Here is a 20,380-nt window from a genome sequence, read left to right as displayed (position 1 = left end):
AAGCATTGCCAAAGTTCGTGAAATAAATCACGTGCGCTTGTACTCCTGGTAGACGTAACCGAAGGCTCCTGACGCCATTCCCAGACCCCGGGCGGCGGTTCGAAAACCCCTTGCTTCATGGGTGGTGGATCCCGCCAGGAGCCCCAGCGCCATCTGGCCCGCGCCGCCCGCTAGCCGAATGAGTCCGGAGATCAGCGACGCGCTGCGCGCGGCCAGACGGCGGCCTGCCGTGCGTTCGAGTTCCAGGCTGACCCTGGCGGCTGAGTTGCCGCTGCGCAGGGCCCGCCGGAGTACCCAGCCCCTGGTCAACCGCATGGTGGGCACCCTGTCCACGACGATTGCCTCATCACACCAGAGCATAGTGCCGCCGCGCCGCACCAGTTGCCGGGTAAACAGGGTATCCGAGCCCCCGCTGAGCCCGAATCTTTCGTCGAATTCGAGGTTTAGTTCCCTGACCTTGGGCACGCTCAGCAGGAGGTTGTTGGTTGCTGCAACCGTCAAGGGCGTTCCTGTTGCCAGACGACGACGCTCGAAGAATCTGCCTGCGGTGATCCAAGCGTCGGGTTCGTCCTGGTAGTCGCTGATGACCGGCCCAACCACGGCACTTGCTCCAGTGGCACGTTGGAGATTAACGAGATGCGCGAGCCAGCGCCCGTATGGCATCTCGTCGTCGTCAATGAAGATGAGAAGATCTGCGAAGGCGGACTGGGCCAGGGCCCGGTTGCGGGCCGCCGCAATGCCTGGTTTGGGCTCGTGGATATAGGTGATGAGCCCCGGCTTAAATGCCGCGGCAACGGCCTCGACGGTGCTGCGGCCGCTTGCAGCCGGATCATTGTCAATGACCAGGATCTGAGGGAGCACAGTACCGGCGGCAGCGTCGCTAACCGAGTGAGCCTGCTCCGCTAGGCGGGGGAGTACCATTCGGAGGTCTTCCGTACGGCGGTATGTCAGGACCGCGATGACAATGCTGCCCGGTCTTTGCAATGCGATCGGGTGCTGCTCAGCCATGGGAGTCCTCCAACCCGTCCAATTGGTGCGGCCTGCTCCGGCCGATCAGTAATGCCGCGTCATGAAGGCAGTCCTTGAGGAACCTGCGGTGGAAGAGCCAGAGGCTGCTGACCGCGGCAGCCATGAAGACAGCAAAGCCGCCCAGCAGCATGGCCGCATCGCCCAACTGTGACAGTGACAGCAGCCCATACCCCGCGGCGCCCCAGGCCGCAGCGTGGGCACCGGGAAAGATCGTACCTAGCTGCGATCTGGCCGTCACCCCGGTTAGCCACTTCTGGATATGCAGGAGGACCGGAGTCAGGACAAAGCCGGAAGCCACGTAGCCCACGGCAACGCCCAGCAGTCCAAACTGCAGGCCGACGACGATGCCGCTGACCTGGACCACGGCCGCGAGAATTTCATATCGGATGATCAGCCCTCCCCGGCCCAAACCCTTCATCAGCGAAGGGGTGACATAGAACACCGTTTCACGCGCACCGCCGATGGCGAGGACGCTGATCAGCGCCGCTGCAGGGAGCCACGCCGGGCCCAGGACCAAGTTCACGAGCGCGGGCGCGGCGCAAGCCACGAAAGCCATCAGGGGTATGGCCGAAACAGCGAGGATACGGGTGGCATCCACCAACTTCGCCGCCACGGATTTCGGCTCCTGGGCGGCCCGCGCGAACGCAGGGAACATCACCCGGTTGACGGTCTGGCCGAGAAGCTGAACCGGCAGCACCATTATCCGGTAGGCCATTCCGTACAGGGACAGAGCAGCCACACCCAGGAACCTGCCCACGAGGATGTTGCCAAGGTTGCGGGAAAAATAGGCGAGACAGTCAGTGGCGAAAATGCTGGCACTAAACTTCAACAGGGGTATGGCCGCTTGGAGCTTGAGACTTGGCAGGGGCCCCTTGCCGGCAGCAATCAGCGCCGCCGCGCAAACGAGGTCGGTCACAACAACCTGGTAAACCATCGCCCACGGTCCGGCCCCGGCAATTGCGGCGCCGATCGCTGCTGCGCTTCCCGCAACAGCGGCGGCGATGTCTGACGCGCCCACTAGGTGGAGACGCAGCTCCCGGGCAAGCATGGCACGGGGCGTGATGGCCAGCGCCTTAATCGGGACGGCGATCGCGAGGACTTGCAGGATCGGTTCCAGCTCGCTGATCCGGAAAAATCCTGAGAGCCAGGGCGCCGCGAACCAGGTGATGGTAGCCAGCAGCGTGGCAAGGATCAGGTTCAGGGTGACCGTGGCGCCGGCCATTCGGCGCGTAACGGCCGGCCGCTGGATCAGCGCTGCGGACAGGCCTTGGTCCAGGACAAGCATCACGAGGCTGATGTATACGGTGGCACCGACAATGACGCCATAGCTTTGCGGGCCAAGGATCCTGGCAAGGACGACTGCAGAGAGAATCTGGAAGCCCTGCTTGGCCAGGACTGCGCCCAGACTCCAACGGACGCTCCGCGCTGTCCTGGGGCCAACGGCATCAGGTTCCTTGTCCCGTGGACTTTGTCGCTCGGCTCCCGCCGGCCAAGCCTCCGGAATTCCGCTCATACCGGCCGGCCTGCTGCCTGGGCAACGTGGCAGGCCATCAGCGCGCCGAACCGTTCGGGACTATGCCTCGAGGCAGCCCGGGCGGCATCGGCGGTCGCGGCAGCCCGGAACCGCGGCCAGTCCTTTGACACTGAAATCAACGCTGCCGCCAATTCGGTGGGGTTTCCCGGGGCAACAAACTGCGCAGACAGGTAGCCGTCCGCCGCCTCCCGAAGCCCGGACGTATCGCTGACCACCACCGGGCGGGAGGCGAGGATCGCTTCCACCGCAGTGTTGCCGAAGGGCTCATCGAGCCGCGAGGGAACCACAACCACGTCGGAACCGGCGAGGAACGGCCACACATCGTGCTGGAAGCCATGGAACGTAACGTTCCTCGAAACACCCGCAGCCCGGACTTTGTCGTGCAGCCCCTCCTCATACACCTCGTTGCCGGGAAATGCGGCACCGACAATCGACAGTTGCGCCGGGATTCCCTGAGCCAGCAGTTGCAGGAGCGCCTCCACAGCGACATCCACCCCTTTGCGGCGTGAGAGCCGTCCAACGTACAGGATCCTTAGCCCGCCCGTCAGGCTGGCCCTCGGCGGGCGGTCCGTTGGCGGCCCAGGGACGCCGTTATTGAGCACAGTGGAGCGGCCCCGCAGGATGCGGAGGGAACGTTCAAGGGTCTCAGTGCTGAACCGGCTGTTCGTCAAGACGGCGGTTGAAAAGACCAACGGGAGTGCCAAGGCGGCACGCACTGCACCGGGCGCGCTGGCTTCGGATTCATGGACATGCGTGACCACGGGTACGCGACAGAGCCTTCCCGCCACCGTCCACACGGGAACGGTGATGGTGTTGGCCAGCACGACGTCGGGCCGGACGCCACGCATGACGCCGATACTGCGAAGGAGTCCATGGGTGGCTGCTGCGGGGATCTTCGCCAGCCCCTTGGGAGACAGCAGGGATTTCCGCAGCACAGGAGTGGGGCAAAGGATCACTGCGGCACCGCGGCTTTGGATCTCGGTAACAAGCGGGCCTTTCGAAGGCATGGTTACAACCACATTCGCGCCGGCACGTACCAGGCCGTTCAGTGTCTCCAACAGCACCCTGTCAGAGCCGTAGAGATCGGCACTCGGATGTGCCACCAGGACCTTAAGGGGTGGCGTCAGCTCATTCATCATGCCTCCCGGGTCGGTGGACGGGCCGGAGTGGAGCGGTCCGAGGTAGCCGGCAAACTTCCCGGCCATGGACGACTTCCCTCGTGTACGGGCATAGCCTGCCCCGGAATAGAGCCAGACTACGGCGGGGGTGCACGTTCCGCTAGGACTCCTGCCCCCAAGCGGCGGGACGTTTGCCAATCCTGTGGAAAGCCACAATCGAAAATGCTTCCACAGCGGTGCCTGGCGTTTGATAATGGTGCGAATAGACAGCGGTCCATGACGTACTTTGCCGGTCATGGCAGGGCATGGCCACCGCGCTGGGGGTTGCATTGGAGCTCGCGGAGTATACCCGGGCAATAGCCCGTGGTTGGTGGATAGTGCTCTTGTGCGTGGCGGCCGGACTGGGCGCGGCCGTGCTTGTGACCATAAACGCTACGCCGATGTATCAGGGGATGGTCCGCTTCTTCGTCGTAAGCCCCGCAGTCAACGGACAGTCGCCCTTGCAGTCATTGGAACTCTCGAGGGGAAGAATCGCCTCGTACGCCAGTCTCGTAAAGAGTGATGCGTTCATCGACAGGGTGGTTCGGGTAAGCGGCAACGGGTTGACGGCCGAGCAGACCGCCGAGAGTGTGAGTGCATCCGCGGACAGTGAAACCCTGATGCTCACCGTGACAGTCACCCAACCGAGCTTCGATGCAGCCCAGGCCACAGTTACCGCCGTTGCCAAAAACTTTGGCGCTGCCGTCAATGAGCTCGAAGCCGGGCGTACCCTCCCCGGCGGAGAGACTGTCCTGAATGTGGTGTCCGGACCAAGCGTGCTGCCCGCGCCCATATCACCCAGGGTTCCGCTCAACCTGGGACTGGGGACACTCTTGGGCCTGGCCATCGGCATTGTCATCGCTGTGTCCAGGCGGCTGCTGGATAAATCGCTGCGGACACCAGAGGAAGTGGAGGCAGCCTCCGGGGTGCCGCTGCTCGCGCGCGTACCCTCCAGCCCGGCAGCCCTGGGGCAGGCCTCCGGGCTGCGCGGGGCACGGGCTGGCCGTTTTCTGGAGGAGGCGGCACGCCGCCTCCGGACCAACGTGGACCATCTTCCCTCACTGCCTTCGATGGACGTCATCGCCGTTACGTCGGCAGGGCGCAGGGAGGGGAAAACCACTGTTTCGCTCATGCTGGCAGAAGCCTGGGCCAACGCAGGGGAGCAGGTCCTCCTGATCGAGGCACAACTCCGGCAGCCGACTCTGGCCGCGGAAATCGGCCTGGGCAAGAGCATTGGTTTGTCCGATGTCCTCGCCGGAACCATGCCGCTGACCAACGTCATCCAGCACACGACCGTGGACAGGCTGCACGCCATCGCGGGGGGCACGATTCCGGTCAATCCAACCGAGTTGCTGCGCGGCGGGATGCTGCACGAACTCCTGGACGAACTGCGGGCCCGCTACACCCGGGTGGTAGTCGATGCGCCGGCATTGCAGCCCTACAGCGACGCCGCCCTGATCGGCGCCGCTGTTGACGGTACTCTCCTGGTGGTTCGGCATGGGCACGTATCGGCTGAGCGCCTGCAGGCTGCTCTGAGGAACCTCCGGTCCGTAAACAAGCAAGCCACCGGCGTTGTCATCAATGCACTGCCCGGATACCTGGCGGAGGAACGACGAGGCGTCCGGGCCCGGGTCCTGCGCGCGCTGCGGCGCCCGCGGCGTCCATGGCTGCGTACGACGGTCCCACACTTGGTATCCGTTGACCTGCCGGCGGGGCAACCCGTCAGGCATGCGGCCCGCCGGAGGTAATGACATTGCAGCTGGCACTCTGGATTGGGCTATGCGTGGTGGGATCCATCCTGCTCCGTTCCCGTCCCCGGGTCCTTCTTGCGGCAGTGCTGACGTTGTGGTTCCTGGTTCCGGCAGTAGGCAATCCCGTCGTTACGGGCGAACCGGCAGGTCCCCTGGGTTTCCACGCCGCATCGTGGCTGGTTGTCGCTGTGCTGGCCACCCAGCTCCTGCACGATCCGTGGAGCATCGCGGAAGCCTTGGCGCGCCACTTTTTCGTGTTCCTGATCCTCGCGCTCGTGCTGGCCGCGGCCTTCCTGGCTTCCAGAACCTCTGAGGAGGGAGGCGGCATGCTGCTGCTGGTGGATCAGATCCTCGCTCCAGTGCTCTATTTCCTGCTGCTCCTTGCGAACAGCGTCCGTCAGCCCGGCCTTGTCACGATACTGCGCTCGCTCTTGCTGCTCCTTGTGGCCGTCGTGTGTATCATCGCGGTGTTCCAGTGGCTCAGCGGCGCCCCCCTGGTTTACAGTTCCGGTTTCCAGACTCAGTACTGGTTCAATCCGGACACGCAACGCTGGATGGGGACCCTTGACCAGCCGCTGGCACTCTCATTGGTGATTTCCATGGCCGCGCCGCTGGTTTCCTGCTTGAAACGGGCGTCGATACAGGCACTCCTGCTCGTCCTGATGCTGGTGGGCGTGCTCATCACCCAGTCGCGGGTCGGCATCGCGGTTGTCGCCGTCTCCGTCCTTGCAGTGGCGGTCTTTTCCCAGCGGAAGCTGTGGACCAGGCTGCTCATGGTCTTGCTGATGGGAACGGCCGCGGCGCTTCTCACCTCCTCGCCGCTGGTTGAGGGACTGTATGCCCGCCTTGCGGATGACACGGGCTCTGCCGAGGCCCGCGGCCTGGCGCTGGAGTATTTCCTGACGCGCTGGGCCGATTATGCTGTCGCAGGGCAAGGTATCGGCTCGAGCTACCGCGTAGCCGTCCAGGCAGGCCTGGAGACGAGCTTCGAAAATCCCATCCTCATGTACAGCATCGATTTCGGTATCCTTTTCGCTGCCCTGTACTTCGGCCTGATGCTGGTGCTGGTGCTGCGCAACGCCCCCGGACACGGTTATCGCGGACTGACGCTGGCCGGCCTTCTGGCAGTAGTGGTCCCGCAGACGTACAGCTCGCTCGCCACCCGGTCCGTGGCAGGGATCGCGGTGTGGACTCTGATGGCGATGGTGGTCATTGCGGGCGATGAAGCCAGGGCGCGGCGACGGCTGCCGGTGGCGGACGGAGCGGACCGCCAGCAGGGCGGCCCCGGACCGGCGGCCGAACTGGCGGCACGATGATCGGGCGGCCCGGTCGTGGCCCTGCACCGGGCATTGGACGACGGGGCTTCCTGGCCCTGGTTGCTGCCGGTTCCGTCCTGACCGGCAGTGGCTGCGGGGTTCCCTGCAACCGGCCCTCCGGCGGCCAGTCGGCGAGACCTACCCCGGAGTATGTTCCGGCATCGGAAGCGTCTGCAGCATTCATTGATGAAGGTGTGCTGGCCGCCGCCGGTGACGATGGGCCGTTCAGCATCGCCGGCATGCTTGCCGCTCCGGGCTTTTTCGTGGCACACAGGGGGTCCGGTGACAACTGGCCGGAACACACCATGCGTGCCTATGCCCAATCGGCTGCTGCCGGCCTCAAGGCGTTGGAGGTATCAGTTTCGTCGACGGCGGACGGTGTCCTGGTGTGCCATCACGATCTCAACACCCTCCGGTTAACGGGGGCAGACCTCGTGATCGGCCGCGCGAGCTATGCTGCGCTGCAGACTTTGAGGAATGATGCCCGCGCTTGGCTGGGCCCTGGAGCGCCCCTTGAGCCGATTCCGTTGCTGGAGGATGTCCTTCGGACGTTCCTGTCCTCGCGGGTGATCTTCCTCGAGGATAAGCAGGGGACCAACGCTGCCGAGCTGCTGGAGCTGCTGGAGACCTATCCCGGAGCAAGGGAAAGGGTGGTGTGGAAGCAGCCCGCCTCTTCACCGGGGCATGCCCGGGCCAGGAGTCACGGCTATACCACGTGGGGCTATGTGACCACACCGGACTTCGGTAACCTTCCGGCGTTGATTCCCCGGGTGGACCTCTTGGGGGTGCACCGCTCGGCGCCCGAGTCCGTTGTCCGCGAGCTGGTGGCCTCCGGGAAGCCGGTGGCAGCCTGGGAAGTGCGCCGCCGGAGCGATTATGCCCGGCTCAAGGGCCTGGGGGTTAAGGGATTCGTCTGTTCCAATATTGTCCACGTAATGCACCTTGAAGAGCGGCATCCTGAAGACGGCTTCGACAGCGGACTCCGCCGTGCCGGGGATCTGCCGGGGCGCTCGGACGGCACTTGGGACGGCCAACCGCTGTTTGATCAGGGATCGCTCCGCATGGCCGCTGCGGACCGTGTCTCCTATCTGATGGGCTCCATGGGCGCCCTGTCGGCCTCGGAACGGGAACTGACCTTGGAGCTGCGTTGGCCGGAGGCCCTGCCCGAAGGCTCCGGCGGCGCGGGCGTTGCCTTCGGCCAGGACGATGACGGGCCCTTCAAAGTGGGCGCGGATACCGCGGGGCAGGGTTACCAGCTGGAACTCGGGGCGGACGGCAGGCTGGCTCTGTGGCGCAAGGATAGGGGTACCGCCGGTAGCACCCTGCTTGCCGAAGCAAAGGGAGCCCCGCCCGAGCCTGGCGAGTGGATTCAGCTGGTGATAGAGGTGACGTCGCACATGATCAGCGTCCGGCGGCAAGGCCTGGGCGGGCAGGGCGTAGACTCGGCCGACGCGGCGTATGGCGGCGGCTGGTTTTCACTGGTCAAGAACTACGACGGCGGCGCCCCCGTCGAATTCCGGAACGTCACGTTCCGGCCCGCCGGGGCAGCGGACGCCTGCGACGCCGGGGCGTGACAGGGGCTACTGTCGGCCCAGGCCGCGGTATGTCCAGCCCGCAGCGCGCCACTTGGCTGGATCCAGGACATTGCGGCCGTCAAGGACCCGCGCCGAGGACACCAAGGACTTGGTTGAATATGGATCCAGCTCCCGGTAGAGCTTCCACTCGGTCAGTAGCAAGACGGCATCCGCCCGGGTTAGTGCCGTGTCCAGGTCCGGCTCCATCGGGAGCTCCGGGAACCTCTTCGCTGCGTTGTCAAGGGCCTGCGGATCAGTGACCGTGACCACGGCACCCTGAAGCTGGAGCTGGGCGGCGGCGCTCAGCGCCGGTGAATCCCGGACGTCGTCGCTCTCCGGCTTAAAGGCAGCGCCGAGGACCGCGATCCGTTGGCCGAGAAGTATCCCGCCGCAGAGTTCCCGGGTCAACTCGACCACCCGTGTTCTGCGCCGCATATTGATGGCGTCGACTTCGCGCAGGAAGGTCAGTGCCTGGTCCGCGCCGAGTTCCCCGGCCCGGGCCATAAAGGCGCGGATGTCTTTGGGGAGGCATCCGCCGCCGAATCCGATGCCGGCGTTGAGGAATTTGCGTCCGATCCTGTCATCCATGCCGATGGCGTCGGCCAGGCGCGTGACGTCAGCCCCGGTGGCTTCGCAGACCTCAGCCATGGCGTTGATGAAGGAAATCTTGGTGGCGAGGAACGAGTTGGCAGCGGTCTTGACGAGTTCCGCAGTCGGATAGTCCACAATGAGCCGCAACGTCCCGGTGGAAAGCGCCGTCCGGTAGACCTCATCGAGGATCGCTACGGCCGGGTGGTCCTCGTTGCCGTCCGGGACACCGTAGACAAAGCGGTCAGGACGCAGGGTGTCGTCAACAGCGTGGCCTTCGCGGAGGAACTCGGGGTTCCACACGAGGGCGGCCGCCGGTTGCACGGCCGCGATGACTTCAGCGAGCTTGTCCGCGGTCCCCACTGGAACAGTCGATTTACCGGCCACTACGTCCCCCGGCGATAAGAAGCCGGCCAGTTCGGCAATGGCTGCATCCACGAAGCGCAGGTCGGCTGCGTTTTCTCCACGTTTCTGGGGCGTTCCTACGCAGACGAAGTGGACCTCGCAGCCTGCTGCGGCGGCCATCCCGGTGGTGAATCTGAGGCGTCCGGACTCTTCCAGCTCTGTCAGGAGGGCATCAAGTTCAGGTTCGTAGAATGGTGCCTTTCCCTCGCTTAGCCGGTCGACCTTACGCTGGTCGACGTCGATCCCCACGACGTCATGACCAAGCTTTGCCAGGCATGCTGCGTGGACAGCACCCAAGTAGCCGCAACCAATAACTGAGATCCGCACAGCTCCACCATCCCGCACCCCCGGGGACATAACCATGGCACTGCGAAAACCCTGCGGGCTTCCACAGGGCTTCCGCAGATGCCTCGGAGGCGGCGTCGGGCCTGGCTGGCCGGCACAGCTGCCGGCTAGCCCAAGAGCCCCAGTACCCCGATCACGGCCGTAGCCGCGCCCAGGACCATCGAGATGCTGACCAGCACCACGTGCACGGCCAGGAACTTCGTTGCCTTTCCTGCAGCATCACGGGCGCGCGGGTCCTTCATGACCCGGCGCAGGAACTGCGGCCACACCACGAGGGACCAGACGCCGGCAACAACGAGCACGAGGCTCGCGAAGACAGGAAGCTCCACGGTCCTAATGGCTTTCGAGCCAGGCCTGGGCCTGGGCTGCCTGGAGGTTCAGCGCCTTGGCCACCATGGGCTCTGCGGCGTCGGCGATCTTGCTGCCCAGGAACGGCACCGAGGAGGTGACGTTGCCGGCGAGCTCAACCCGGGTGCTGCCGCCTTCGGCAACGAGGCGTTGGACGGCGCTGACATCCACGGGCGCGCCGGCAACCTTGAGTGAGATGTTGCTCTGGCGCGAACCGTCCGCTGCCGGAGCGTCCCAGTTCTCCACCTGGGTCACCTTCAGGCTTTCGCCCACGAACTTGCGGGCAATCTCCGGCAGGCGGGTGGTGGGCAGCGTGCGCACGGACGTTGCGGAGAACGCACCGGCAACGTCGCCGTCGACGGTGAAGGATTCCAGCGTGCCGCCTACCAGCTGGCTGACGTGGCGCTGGAAGTCCTCGTTGACCAGCACGGCAGCGACGCTGTCAACGGAATGGGGAAGCGTGGTGGTGGCGCTCAGGGCCATGGGTCCTCCTGGGGAAATTCGGAACGAAATTGGCTCCGTACATCCTATGGCTTCCGGCCGGTCCGCTCCGCATCCGCTATTTCCTGCGCCGCGGCGGTGATGTTGCGCGCCATCGCCGGAAAAATCACCGAGTGGAACGGCAGCACCGCCAGCCAGTACAGCCGGCCGCTGAGCCCCTTCGGGAAGAAGATGGCCCGCTGCCGGTAGCGGCTGCCCGTCCCGTCGGGTTCCACGGACAGCTCCAGCCAGGCCCGGCCAGGCGCCCTCATCTCGGCCCGGAGCCGCAGCAGCCGGCCGCGGTCAATCCGTTCCACGCGCCACCAGTCCACCACTTCCCCCACGGCAAGGGTGTGCGGATGCCTCCGCCCGCGCAGCAGCCCGGCCCCGCCGGTGAGCTTGTCCAGCCAACCGCGCACCTGCCACGCCAGCGGCAGGGAGTACCAGCCGTTGCTGCCGCCGATCCCTTCGATCACGGTCCAGACGAGAGCAGGGTCCGCCTCACCGTGGAAGGTCCGCTCATCCACGTACACCTTGTGTCCGGCCCAGTCCGGGTCGCTTGGCAGGGGATCGGACGCTACGCCGGCGTTGGCCCAGGTGGTCTCCACCTGCCCGTCCCGCTCCTTGCCCAAAGCGAGTGCCACCGCTGTCCGGTACGGCGTGAGGCCGCCGTCCGGCACTGGAACGTACTGGTCGATGTCGTGCTCGTTGGACACGGCATCGTGCTGCAGCGACTGGACCAGCGGCACCGCCATGGCCAGCGGAATGGGCGTGGTCAGGGCCACCCACAGGCCGGCGAGCCGGGGCGCGGGTATCGGAAGCGCCAGTACCACCCGGTGCGGCAGTCCCGCCTCAGCCGCGTACTCCTTCATCATCCCGGCGTAGGTCAGCACCTGCCGGCAGCCGATATCGAACGTGCGGTTGACTGGCCCGGCCACGGCCGCTGCGGACACCAGGTAGTACAGCACATCCCGGACGGCGATGGCCTCGATCCGGTTGCGCACCCAGCTGGGTGCAGGCATCAGCGGCAGAGTCTCGGTCAGGTGCCGGATCATCTCGAAGGATGCCGAGCCCGAGCCGATGACCACGCCGGCCTGGAACACGACGGCGTCCACGGGGCAATCGAGGAACACCCTGCCCACCGCTTCGCGGGACCGCATGTGCGTGGACAGCTCCACTCCCTCGGGATGGAGTCCGCCCAGGTACACGATCCGGCCCACGCCCGCAGCGGCGGCAGCCTGCGCGGCTGTCCGTGCCATGGCCTGCTCGGTCGACTCGAACCCGGCCCCGGCAGCCATCGAATGGACCAGATAGTAGAAGACATCGACGCCGGCCAGCGCACCGCGGAGGGCATCGCCGTCGTCCAGGCTGCTCTCCACCACCTCCACCCGGTCACGCCAGGGCACGCCCGCGATCTTGTCCGGGGAGCGCACCAGCACCTTGACCCTGTGGCCGGCCTCCAGGAGCTTGGGCACCAGCCGGCCGCCGATGTATCCGGTGGCGCCTGTGACCAGGACGGTGCGCGGCGCTGTGCGGTCAGTACCTTCGGTCATGCTGGCTCCTGTTCGTCCCCGGGGATTCGGAGCGGCGGTGCGGGTGGACGGCTGCTTCGGCGGAAATGCTTCGCGCCAGATGGTGCGGCCCCTGCCAGCCTATGCCCCCTGCCCCGGGTCTTCACGCTGAGCAGGCCCACTGGTGTCGGCGGTGCGCGGTAGGCTGGGACGATCCCGGGATTCGCAGCGAATTTCGGGTTTTCGCGTTGCCTCCGAACGGAACAACACCGCGAACCGATGCACACTGTGAACCGACGAATACCGTGAACTGAACACCAGGAGTTCCGCCATGAGCCCTTCCGGCCCTTCTACCCCCGCCGTGCACGGGCCGTCCCTGGCCGGCCTGCGCCGTGCCCTCGGCCAGGACCAGACGTTCGCGCGCGTACAGGCCGAGGCTGTCCGCGGCTTCGCGGTCCGCGGCCAGGACTACCAGATCAGCGCCCCGGCCGGTTTGCGTCCCGTGCTGCTCGCCGAAATGGCGGACGGGCTGGCTGCGAGGGCAGGGGAGGACGACGGCGGTGCGCCGGGTGTTGTGCTGGCAGTCACCGCCACGGGTCGCGAAGCGGAGGACCTCGCAGCCGCCCTGCGCGCGTACCTTCCCGCGGACACCGTCGCCGAATTCCCCAGCTGGGAAACCCTGCCGCACGAGCGGCTTTCGCCGCGGTCGGATACCGTGGGGCGGCGCCTGTCCGTGCTGCGTCGGCTGGCACACCCGGAAGGCTCGACGGCGGGTCCGCTGCGCGTCGTCGTCGCACCCGTCCGCGCCGTAGTCCAGCCGGTGGTGTCCGGCCTGGGCGACCTCGTGCCCGTCACCCTCAAGGTAGGCCAGGACATCCCGTTCACCGACGTGGTGCGGAGCCTGGCGGACGCCGCCTACGCCCGCGTGGACATGGTGACCCACCGGGGCGAGTTCGCAGTCCGTGGCGGCATCATCGACGTCTTCCCGCCCACCGAGGACCATCCCATCCGCGTGGAATTCTTTGGCGACGAGGTGGACCAGATGCGCTGGTTCGCCGTGGCAGACCAGCGCTCGCTGTCCGCGCCCGGCATCCACCATCCCACCGAACTGCATGCCCCGCCGTGCCGCGAAATCCTCATCACACCGTCGGTGATGTCGCGCGCCGCAACGCTCAAGTCCCAGCTTCCTGCCGCGGCGGACATGCTGGAGAAGATCGCAGGCGGCATCGCGGTGGAAGGCATGGAGTCGCTGGCCCCGGTGCTGGTGGATGCCATGGTGCCGCTCGTGGACCAGCTTCCGGAGGGTTCCATTTCCGTGGTCATCGAACCGGAAAAGGTCCGAACCCGAGCCCACGACCTCGCTGCCACCAATGAGGAATTCCTCGAAGCGGCCTGGTCCACGGCGTCCGACGGCGGGACCGCGCCTCTGGCGCTGGACACAGTCCTCGGCTCCGAGGCGGGCGCTGCCCTCCATTCGGCCAGCTTCCGGTCGCTTGCCGAGACCCGGAGCTCGGCCCTGGACCACCAGGTGTCCTGGTGGTCCATCACATCCCTGGCGCAGGATGCCGAACTCCTGCCGGAGATCGACGTGCTGAACCTGCATGCCCGCGAGCCGCGCGGCTACCAGGGCGACGTCGCCGAAATGATGGATTTCATCGGCTCGCATGTGCGCGACCAGTGGCGCATCGTGGTGGCCACCGAAGGCCCCGGCCCCGCCCAGCGCCTGGCCGAACTGTTCCATGACGCGGACATCCCGTGCGCCCGCGTGGACAGCCTGGACCACGAACCCCAGGCGGGAATCATCGAGGTGACGACTGCCGCCGTCGGACGCGGTTTCGTCCTGGACGGCCTGAAGCTGGGGCTGCTCACGGAAGCCGACCTGCTGGGCCGGACCTCCGCAGCCTCCACCAAGGACATGCGGCGGATGCCGTCCAAGCGGCGCAATGCCGTGGACCCGCTGCAGCTGGTGGCGGGGGACCACGTGGTGCACGAACAGCACGGCATCGGCCGGTTCGTCGAACTGATCCAGCGGAAGGTGGCCGGCGGCGGAGACGGCGTTCGCGAATACCTGGTGCTGGAGTACGCACCGTCCAAGCGCGGTGCGCCGGGCGACCGGCTGTTCGTTCCCACCGACCAGCTGGACCAGGTGACCCGTTACGTGGGCGGCGACACCCCCGTGCTGAGCAAGATGGGCGGCGCCGACTGGGCCAGCACCAAGTCCAGGGCGCGCAAGGCGGTCAAGGAGATCGCCGGGGAACTGATCCGGCTGTACTCGGCCCGGATGGCCTCGCGCGGGCATGCGTTCGGACCTGACACGCCCTGGCAGCGGGAACTGGAGGAAGCCTTCCCCTACGTGGAGACGCCGGACCAGCTGACCACCATCAACGAGGTCAAGGCGGACATGGAGCGGGAGATCCCCATGGACCGCCTGGTCTCCGGCGACGTGGGCTACGGCAAGACCGAGATTGCCGTGCGGGCAGCATTCAAGGCCGTACAGGACGGCAAGCAGGTGGCGGTGCTGGTACCCACCACCCTGCTGGCCCAGCAGCACTACGAGACCTTCACCGAACGGTTCTCCGGCTTCCCGCTGAGGGTGAAGCCGCTGTCCCGCTTCCAGGGCGCCAAGGAGGCCAAGGAAACCGCGGAGGGTGTCAAGAACGGATCCGTGGACGTGGTGATCGGCACGCACCGGCTGCTGGCCAAGGACTTCGAGTTCAAGGACCTGGGCCTGGTGATCGTGGATGAGGAACAGCGGTTCGGCGTGGAGCACAAGGAAGCGCTGAAAAAGATGCGCACCAACGTGGACGTCCTGGCCATGAGTGCCACACCGATTCCCAGGACGCTGGAGATGTCGCTCACGGGTATCCGCGAAACCTCCACCCTGGCCACCCCGCCGGAGGAACGCCATCCGGTGCTCACCTACGTGGGCCCGTACACAGACAAGCAGACCTCCGCCGCCATCCGCCGCGAACTGATGCGCGAAGGCCAGGTGTTCCTGGTGCACAACCGGGTGTCCACCATTGAACGGACCGCGGCGAAGATCCGTGAACTCGTCCCGGAGGCCCGCGTGGAGGTGGCCCACGGCAAGATGTCCGAGAGCCGGCTGGAGCAGATCATCGTGGACTTCTGGGAGCGGCGCTTCGACGTGCTGGTGTGCACCACCATCATCGAAACCGGCCTGGACATTTCCAACGCCAATACGCTGATTGTTGACGGGGCGGACAAGTACGGCCTGTCCCAGCTGCACCAGCTCCGCGGCCGCGTTGGACGTGGCCGGGAGCGCGCGTACGCCTACTTCCTGTACCCGTCGGAGAAGCCGCTGGGCGAGGTGGCACTGGAACGCCTCAAAGCCGTTGCCGCGCACAACGAGCTCGGCGCCGGCATGCAGCTGGCCATGAAGGACCTGGAGATCCGCGGCGCCGGCAACCTGCTGGGCGGGGAACAGTCCGGCCACATCCAGGGCGTCGGCTTCGACCTGTACATCCGCCTGGTGGGCGAAGCCGTGGCGGACTTCCGCGGGGAGGCCGAGGAAAAGGCTGCCGAGATGAAGATCGAGCTGCCGGTCAACGCCCACCTGCCGCACGATTACGTCCCCGGCGAACGGCTCCGCCTCGAGGCCTACCGGAAGCTCGCGTCCGCGCTCACCAACGAAGCCATCGACGAGGTCCTGGCCGAACTGGTGGACCGCTACGGCGAGCCGCCGCTGCCCGCGCAGAACCTGGTGGCCGTGGCCCGCTTCCGGGTCGGTGCCCGCGAAGCCGGCCTGTCCGACGTCGCGCTCCAGGGGAACTTCATCAGGTTCTCCCCGGCGCAGCTGCCCGAGTCCAAGGTGATGCGGCTGACCCGGATGTACCCCGGTTCGCAGACCAAGCCCGCGCTGGACGCGGTGCTCATCCCCAAGCCCAAGACGGCCCGGATCGGCGGGCGCGACCTGCAGGACGCTGAAATCCTGGAGTGGGCCAACGGCGTGATCCGCAACATCTTCACAGACCAGCCGGTTGCCGCCGCGCCTGCGGCGGACTGACCGTGATGGGGGGACACCACGCCGCGTCGGGAGCCGCGGCGTGGGTGGCTATTGCCTCAACGGGGCCGTACACGCTTGGCTGGTACCCGCTGGACGCCACCGGCATCCTGATCGGCGGCATGGCGACGGCGGGAACGGCCCTGGTGTGCGACTGGGACCACCGGCACAGCACCGTGGCGCATGCGCTGCCGCCGTTGTCCAACGCCATCGCACGGGGGATCGAAAGCGCCAGCGGCGGCCACCGGCAGGGTACGCACTCGATCGTGGGCGGAGCGGCCTTTGTGGCGCTGGCCGCGGTTGCCGGGCAGATCCACGTGGACACACCCGGAGGCCAGCTCTCGCTCGGAGCGGGGCTGCTGTGCATGTTCATGATCAACATCGCCGCGAAAGCCCTGAAGCTGTTTCCGAAGGGCGGCTTCATCTCCAACTGGATCTTCGCGCTGGCGATGGCCGGGCTGGTCACCGTCTATGCGCCCGAGCAGTGGACCTGGCTGCCCATGTCCATGCTGATCGGGGTCGCGGTGCACATCGTGGGTGACCTCATCACCACCGGGGGTGTCCCGCTGCTGTGGCCGCTGATGCTGCGTCCACCCCGGTTCCTGCGGAAAATGCCGCTGCTGCGGGCGGTCTGGCGGCCCAACGGGGCACTGGCCCTGCCGATCCTGGGCCGGGCCGGGTCGAGGCGTGAGTGGCTCGTGCTCATCCCCGTCAGCGCCTACGCGATGGTGGGCATGGCCGTGGCCGGGTGGGCAATCGCACAAAGCCACTGGCCCCGCGTGGCTACCCTTGCGGTCGACGCATGGGCGGGGCTGGGCCGCTAGGCCGGAATGCAGCCCGGAAAACAGCAACGGCCGTTATGAACTTCATAACGGCCGTTGATGTTTGGAAGAATCTAGTGCTCGCCGGCGGAATCCGAACGGCCGGTAACCGTCAGCGGAATCCAGAACGCCAGGGCGAACAGGCCCAGGCAGATGGCCATGGGCCAGTAGTTGTCCAGGGTCAGGAAGGACAGCGAGTAGATCGCGGCGAGGAACAGCACGATGGACACCACGAACAGCATGACGCTGGTGGCCAGGTTGTTCTCGTTCTGCGGGGTCCGGATGGTGCCGTGTTCTGCGGCGTGGGTCGTGGCCGTGGTCTTGCTGGACATTGTTCCTCCTTGGCCCCGCGGGGCTATCAATCTGTGGCGTTCGGCAGTCAGCCGTCAGTAAGCGGACGAACCCTGTTCACCCTTGACAATGGCAATCCCGGAACTGGCGCCGATACGCGTTGCACCTGCAGCAATCATAGCCTGAGCATCTTCGCGGGACCGCACTCCGCCGGAGGCCTTGACGCCCAGATCCGGACCAACCGTGCGGCGCATGAGGGCCACATCCCCGGCCGTGGCGCCGCCGCCGTTGAACCCCGTGGAGGTCTTGACGAAGTCCGCGCCGGCTTCCACGGCGGCCTGGCATGCCAGGACCTTCTGGTCATCGGTGAGCAGGGACGTCTCAATGATGACCTTGAGGATGGCACCGCCGGCGTGCACGGCCTCGGCCACGGCGGTGATGTCCTCCACGAGCGCTCCCTTGTCCCCGGCACGGGCGGAGGCGATGTTGATCACCATGTCCACCTCGTCCGCCCCGTCCAGCACAGCGCCGCGGGCTTCGAAGGCCTTGACATCGGTGGGGGTGGCGCCCAGCGGGAAGCCAACCACGGAGCAGGTCAGCACACCGGAGCCCCGCAGCGCGTTCTTGACGGTCTTGACCCAGACGGGGTTGACGCAGACGGACTTGAATCCGTATTCCGCGGCCTCGGAGCAGACCTTCAGGATGTCCGCTTCGCCGGCTTCGGGTTTCAGCAGGGTGTGATCGATGAACTTGGCCAGGTTGCCGGTGGCTGCGTCCGCGGGGTTGGCGGAAGGGGCGTCGTTGCTCATGGTGGTCCTCTCCGGCCGGCCTTGTGGGCCTGCCGCATTACAGCGTCCGGGGCTCTTTCGGGAACCATCTTGCCACACGCCGCATCCCGGACCGCACCGCCGCCGCAGGCGTGCAACCACTGCACCGCGGGGATGCTTCCGGCTCGAAAGCGGCAGGCGGATAGGGCAGAAGGCATCCCACGTTGCTTTTCAGGCCGCTGTCAGCAGCTGGGTGGCACAGGCTCCCGCCGCGGAGGCGGCGGCCACCAGCAGGCCCAGCCGGACGCCGTCGAACACCGCGGCGTCTCCGAGGGCCCAGATGCCCGGAACGGATGTCCGGAAGTCATGGCCGATGACGATTCCGCCGGTTGCCGCCGTCTCCAGTCCCGCACTGGCGGCGAGCTCGTCCCGCGATTCGCGTTCCTCGGCCAGGACCACCAGGTCGCCGTACATGCTGCTTCCGTCCTCGAAAACCACGCCGGAGGCGGCACATCCCGATGCGGGCGGGGAGGGGATCACGGCGGCGGGTCGGGCTGTCGTGCGGATCGGGCGCACGCCGCGGGCCCGGAGGACAGCCTCTGCCTGGCCGGCCGCGGCGCCAGTGCCGACCAGGATTCCCAGCGGACGCCGGCCCAGCTCCCTGGCTACCTGGCTCACGGCCTCGCCGACGCGGGCGGCGTCATCGATGGTCGAGTAGGTCAGGCATCGGCCCGCTCCCTCGACAGGGCTGGCCACGGGCGCCGATCCGGTGGCAATGACCAGCTGGTCGTAGGCAAATTCCATGCCGTCCGCAGTGGCCACTGTGAGGTTCACAGGGTCTATATGGCTGGCCGGCTGCCCGAACCGGACGGAAACCCCGGGCAGCATCGCCAGCTTCAGCAGTTCCTCCGGGCTGTCGTCCCGGTTGCTCAGGACCGTGATAGTGCCGGTGAAACGGGCCCGGTCAAGCTGGCTGACCAGTGCCTGGGCAGCCGGGCCGGCCCCTGCGATGACAATGCGTGTGGTGGAGGTGGAGGGTACCGGAGCGGACATGTGCTGGCCCTTTCGCTGGCGGCCTGGAACGGCCGGAACTTCGTGATGGACCCAGCGTAGGTACCCGCCTTTTCCGGGGTGTTTCTCCGCAGTTGCTGTTTCTCGGGACCGTGTTCGCCAGTGTTTACCGGCCGGTAACAGAACCCGTGACCTGCCTCTCATCCGCGCGGGCAGCCGACACATTAGCCCGCTTTGGACAGCCTAGAGACGGATCCGGTAACCCCGTTTCACTACGGTCTCCACGAGCCTGCCGTCGGGCAGCGCGGAGCGCAAACGGCTGACGGTCATGTCCAGCGCGTGCACCGAGCCGCGCAGTTCGAGCAGCTCGGACAGCGACTCGCGGGACAGCACGGCACCCCCGGCACCCAGGAGCGCCCGGAGCAGCAGCAGCGGAGCCGGCGGCAGCTCCACGGGTTCGCCGTCGATCCGCAGGCAGCGGCCGCGCAGCTCGACGGTTCCCGAGCGGGTTTCCAGCCGGCGCACGTGGTTCAGGGCCAGATGCTCGCAGACCAGCCGGATCAGGGCGCCCATGCGGAACCGCTCAGGCACGATTGGCGTCACCCCCGCGTCGAGCAGCGGCTGCGCGGTTACCGGTCCCACTACCGCCGTGGTGACGTTCGTCTTCAGGCTATGGATGAGCTCCTGGTAAACGCCCATCTCGTGCGCTGTACTCCAGACCGCGTCCACGGCGGGTGCGCTGGTGAAGGTCAGCACGTCCAGGTTTCCGCTGCAGGCGGCCTCGATCAGCCGCGGCAGCCGGTCCGCGCCGTCGGGCTTGACCCAGCGGTACGGCGTGACGGTCAGCACGGTAGCGCCGGACATCCGCAGGCGTTCCAGTTGCCGCACGTCCGTGTAGCCGTGCAGCTGCACCGCGACCGTCTTGCCGCGCACGCCCTCCGCCAGGAGCATATCCACCAGCGTCGCAGTGGTTTCGTCACTGCTGATGCCGACGTCGGCCAGGCCGGCCGCGCGCACCGCACCGCGCGCTTTGGGTCCGCGGACGAACATCCGGCAGGCTCCCAGCGTTTCCAGCAGTTCGTCGCCGATCCCGAACGTGTCCGCGGCCTCGCACCAGCGGCGCATGCCGTACGCGGTGGTGGCGATGCACAGGTCCGGTTTGGCGGCGATGATGGCCCGGGTGTCCTCGATCAGGTGGAGGTCCTCCTGCACAGGGGCGATCTTCAGCGCCGGCGCGTGCAGCACTTCGGCGCCGCGTCGTTCCAGGGCCTCGATCAGGTCACGGGACCGCCGGTGTGACGTCACGCCGATGCGGAACCCCTCCAGCGGGGATTCCGACGCCGACACGGACTCCGTCGGGTCGATCGCCTCGCCGGGCTGCGCAGGTTCGCCGCGCAGGGCAGCATGGGCTGGTGCAAGGACAGTCATGGC

At 66.7% G+C, this 20,380-nt stretch carries 16 protein-coding genes; 5 read left to right on the top strand and 11 right to left on the bottom strand.

The genetic code is table 11. The features are described 5' to 3' along the window. Positions 1-27 precede the first annotated feature (27 nt). Genes ACIQC0_RS01100 through ACIQC0_RS01090 form a run of 3 tightly spaced genes read right to left on the bottom strand, consistent with a single transcriptional unit; the run spans position 28 to position 3,768 of the window. Positions 28-1,008 (bottom strand): glycosyltransferase family 2 protein, encoded by a 981-nt coding sequence (locus ACIQC0_RS01100; RefSeq protein WP_400532236.1) that lies wholly within the window; start codon positions 1,006-1,008, stop codon positions 28-30. Continuing rightward, entirely contained in the window at positions 1,001-2,542 is a 1,542-nt protein-coding gene (locus ACIQC0_RS01095) for a lipopolysaccharide biosynthesis protein (RefSeq protein WP_400532235.1), read from the bottom strand. The genes ACIQC0_RS01100 and ACIQC0_RS01095 overlap by 8 nt, the downstream gene beginning before the upstream one ends. Further along, positions 2,539-3,768: a glycosyltransferase gene (locus ACIQC0_RS01090; protein WP_400532234.1), complete on the bottom strand. Its 1,230-nt coding sequence runs from the start codon at positions 3,766-3,768 to the stop codon at positions 2,539-2,541. Before ACIQC0_RS01090 ends, ACIQC0_RS01095 begins: the two co-directional genes overlap by 4 nt. 218 nt (positions 3,769-3,986) lie before the next feature. Between ACIQC0_RS01090 and ACIQC0_RS01085 the strand changes: the two genes are divergently transcribed. Genes ACIQC0_RS01085 through ACIQC0_RS01075 form a run of 3 tightly spaced genes read left to right on the top strand, consistent with a single transcriptional unit; the run spans position 3,987 to position 8,361 of the window. After that, on the top strand, positions 3,987-5,468 hold the full coding sequence (locus ACIQC0_RS01085; RefSeq protein WP_400532233.1) for a polysaccharide biosynthesis tyrosine autokinase: 1,482 nt from the start codon (positions 3,987-3,989) through the stop codon (positions 5,466-5,468). Beyond that, complete coding sequence (locus tag ACIQC0_RS01080; RefSeq protein WP_377215361.1) at positions 5,468-6,787, top strand: hypothetical protein; 1,320 nt, start codon at positions 5,468-5,470, stop codon at positions 6,785-6,787. The genes ACIQC0_RS01085 and ACIQC0_RS01080 overlap by 1 nt, the downstream gene beginning before the upstream one ends. After that, positions 6,784-8,361: a glycerophosphodiester phosphodiesterase family protein gene (locus ACIQC0_RS01075; RefSeq protein WP_377215362.1), complete on the top strand. Its 1,578-nt coding sequence runs from the start codon at positions 6,784-6,786 to the stop codon at positions 8,359-8,361. Before ACIQC0_RS01080 ends, ACIQC0_RS01075 begins: the two co-directional genes overlap by 4 nt. 6 nt (positions 8,362-8,367) lie before the next feature. On the opposite strand, the gene ACIQC0_RS01070 is transcribed toward ACIQC0_RS01075, so the two are convergent. The 4 genes from ACIQC0_RS01070 to ACIQC0_RS01055 form a co-directional block, all read right to left on the bottom strand. Further along, positions 8,368-9,681, bottom strand: coding sequence for a UDP-glucose dehydrogenase family protein (locus tag ACIQC0_RS01070; RefSeq protein WP_377215363.1), 1,314 nt, complete (start codon positions 9,679-9,681; stop codon positions 8,368-8,370). Between the two features lie 125 nt (positions 9,682-9,806). Beyond that, positions 9,807-10,028, bottom strand: a complete 222-nt coding sequence (locus ACIQC0_RS01065) for an SCO4848 family membrane protein (RefSeq protein WP_377215364.1) — start codon at positions 10,026-10,028, stop codon at positions 9,807-9,809. Positions 10,029-10,032: 4 nt separating this feature from the next. Next, a complete protein-coding gene (locus tag ACIQC0_RS01060) occupies positions 10,033-10,530 on the bottom strand; it encodes a DUF2505 domain-containing protein (RefSeq protein WP_377215365.1) in 498 nt (165 codons plus the stop codon). 44 nt (positions 10,531-10,574) lie between these two features. Next, on the bottom strand, positions 10,575-12,080 hold the full coding sequence (locus tag ACIQC0_RS01055) for an SDR family oxidoreductase (protein ID WP_377215366.1): 1,506 nt from the start codon (positions 12,078-12,080) through the stop codon (positions 10,575-10,577). A 289-nt stretch (positions 12,081-12,369) separates the two neighbouring features. Here ACIQC0_RS01055 and mfd point away from each other — a divergent pair, with 289 nt between their 5' ends. After that, positions 12,370-16,062, top strand: coding sequence for a transcription-repair coupling factor (mfd, locus tag ACIQC0_RS01050; RefSeq protein ID WP_377215367.1), 3,693 nt, complete (start codon positions 12,370-12,372; stop codon positions 16,060-16,062). Positions 16,063-16,067: 5 nt separating this feature from the next. Next, entirely contained in the window at positions 16,068-16,883 is an 816-nt protein-coding gene (locus ACIQC0_RS01045; protein WP_377215368.1) for a metal-dependent hydrolase, read from the top strand. Positions 16,884-16,954: 71 nt separating this feature from the next. Here the strand turns inward: ACIQC0_RS01045 and ACIQC0_RS01040 are convergent, their stop codons facing one another. The 4 genes from ACIQC0_RS01040 to ACIQC0_RS01025 form a co-directional block, all read right to left on the bottom strand. After that, on the bottom strand, positions 16,955-17,212 hold the full coding sequence (locus ACIQC0_RS01040; RefSeq protein WP_377215369.1) for a hypothetical protein: 258 nt from the start codon (positions 17,210-17,212) through the stop codon (positions 16,955-16,957). A gap of 54 nt (positions 17,213-17,266) precedes the next feature. Continuing rightward, positions 17,267-17,980 carry a deoxyribose-phosphate aldolase gene (deoC, locus tag ACIQC0_RS01035; protein ID WP_377215370.1) on the bottom strand — a complete coding sequence of 238 codons (714 nt, stop codon included), beginning with the start codon at positions 17,978-17,980 and terminating at the stop codon, positions 17,267-17,269. 189 nt (positions 17,981-18,169) lie between these two features. Next, entirely contained in the window at positions 18,170-18,991 is an 822-nt protein-coding gene (locus ACIQC0_RS01030) for an FAD-dependent oxidoreductase (protein ID WP_400532232.1), read from the bottom strand. Between the two features lie 201 nt (positions 18,992-19,192). Next, on the bottom strand, positions 19,193-20,377 hold the full coding sequence (locus ACIQC0_RS01025) for a uroporphyrinogen-III synthase (RefSeq protein ID WP_377215372.1): 1,185 nt from the start codon (positions 20,375-20,377) through the stop codon (positions 19,193-19,195). Positions 20,378-20,380: the final 3 nt, after the last annotated feature.

The organism is Pseudarthrobacter sp. NPDC092419, assembly GCF_044755045.1.
Taxonomy (GTDB): Bacteria; Actinomycetota; Actinomycetes; order Actinomycetales; family Micrococcaceae; genus Arthrobacter.
This window is presented reverse-complemented; position numbering and strand designations above follow the sequence as displayed.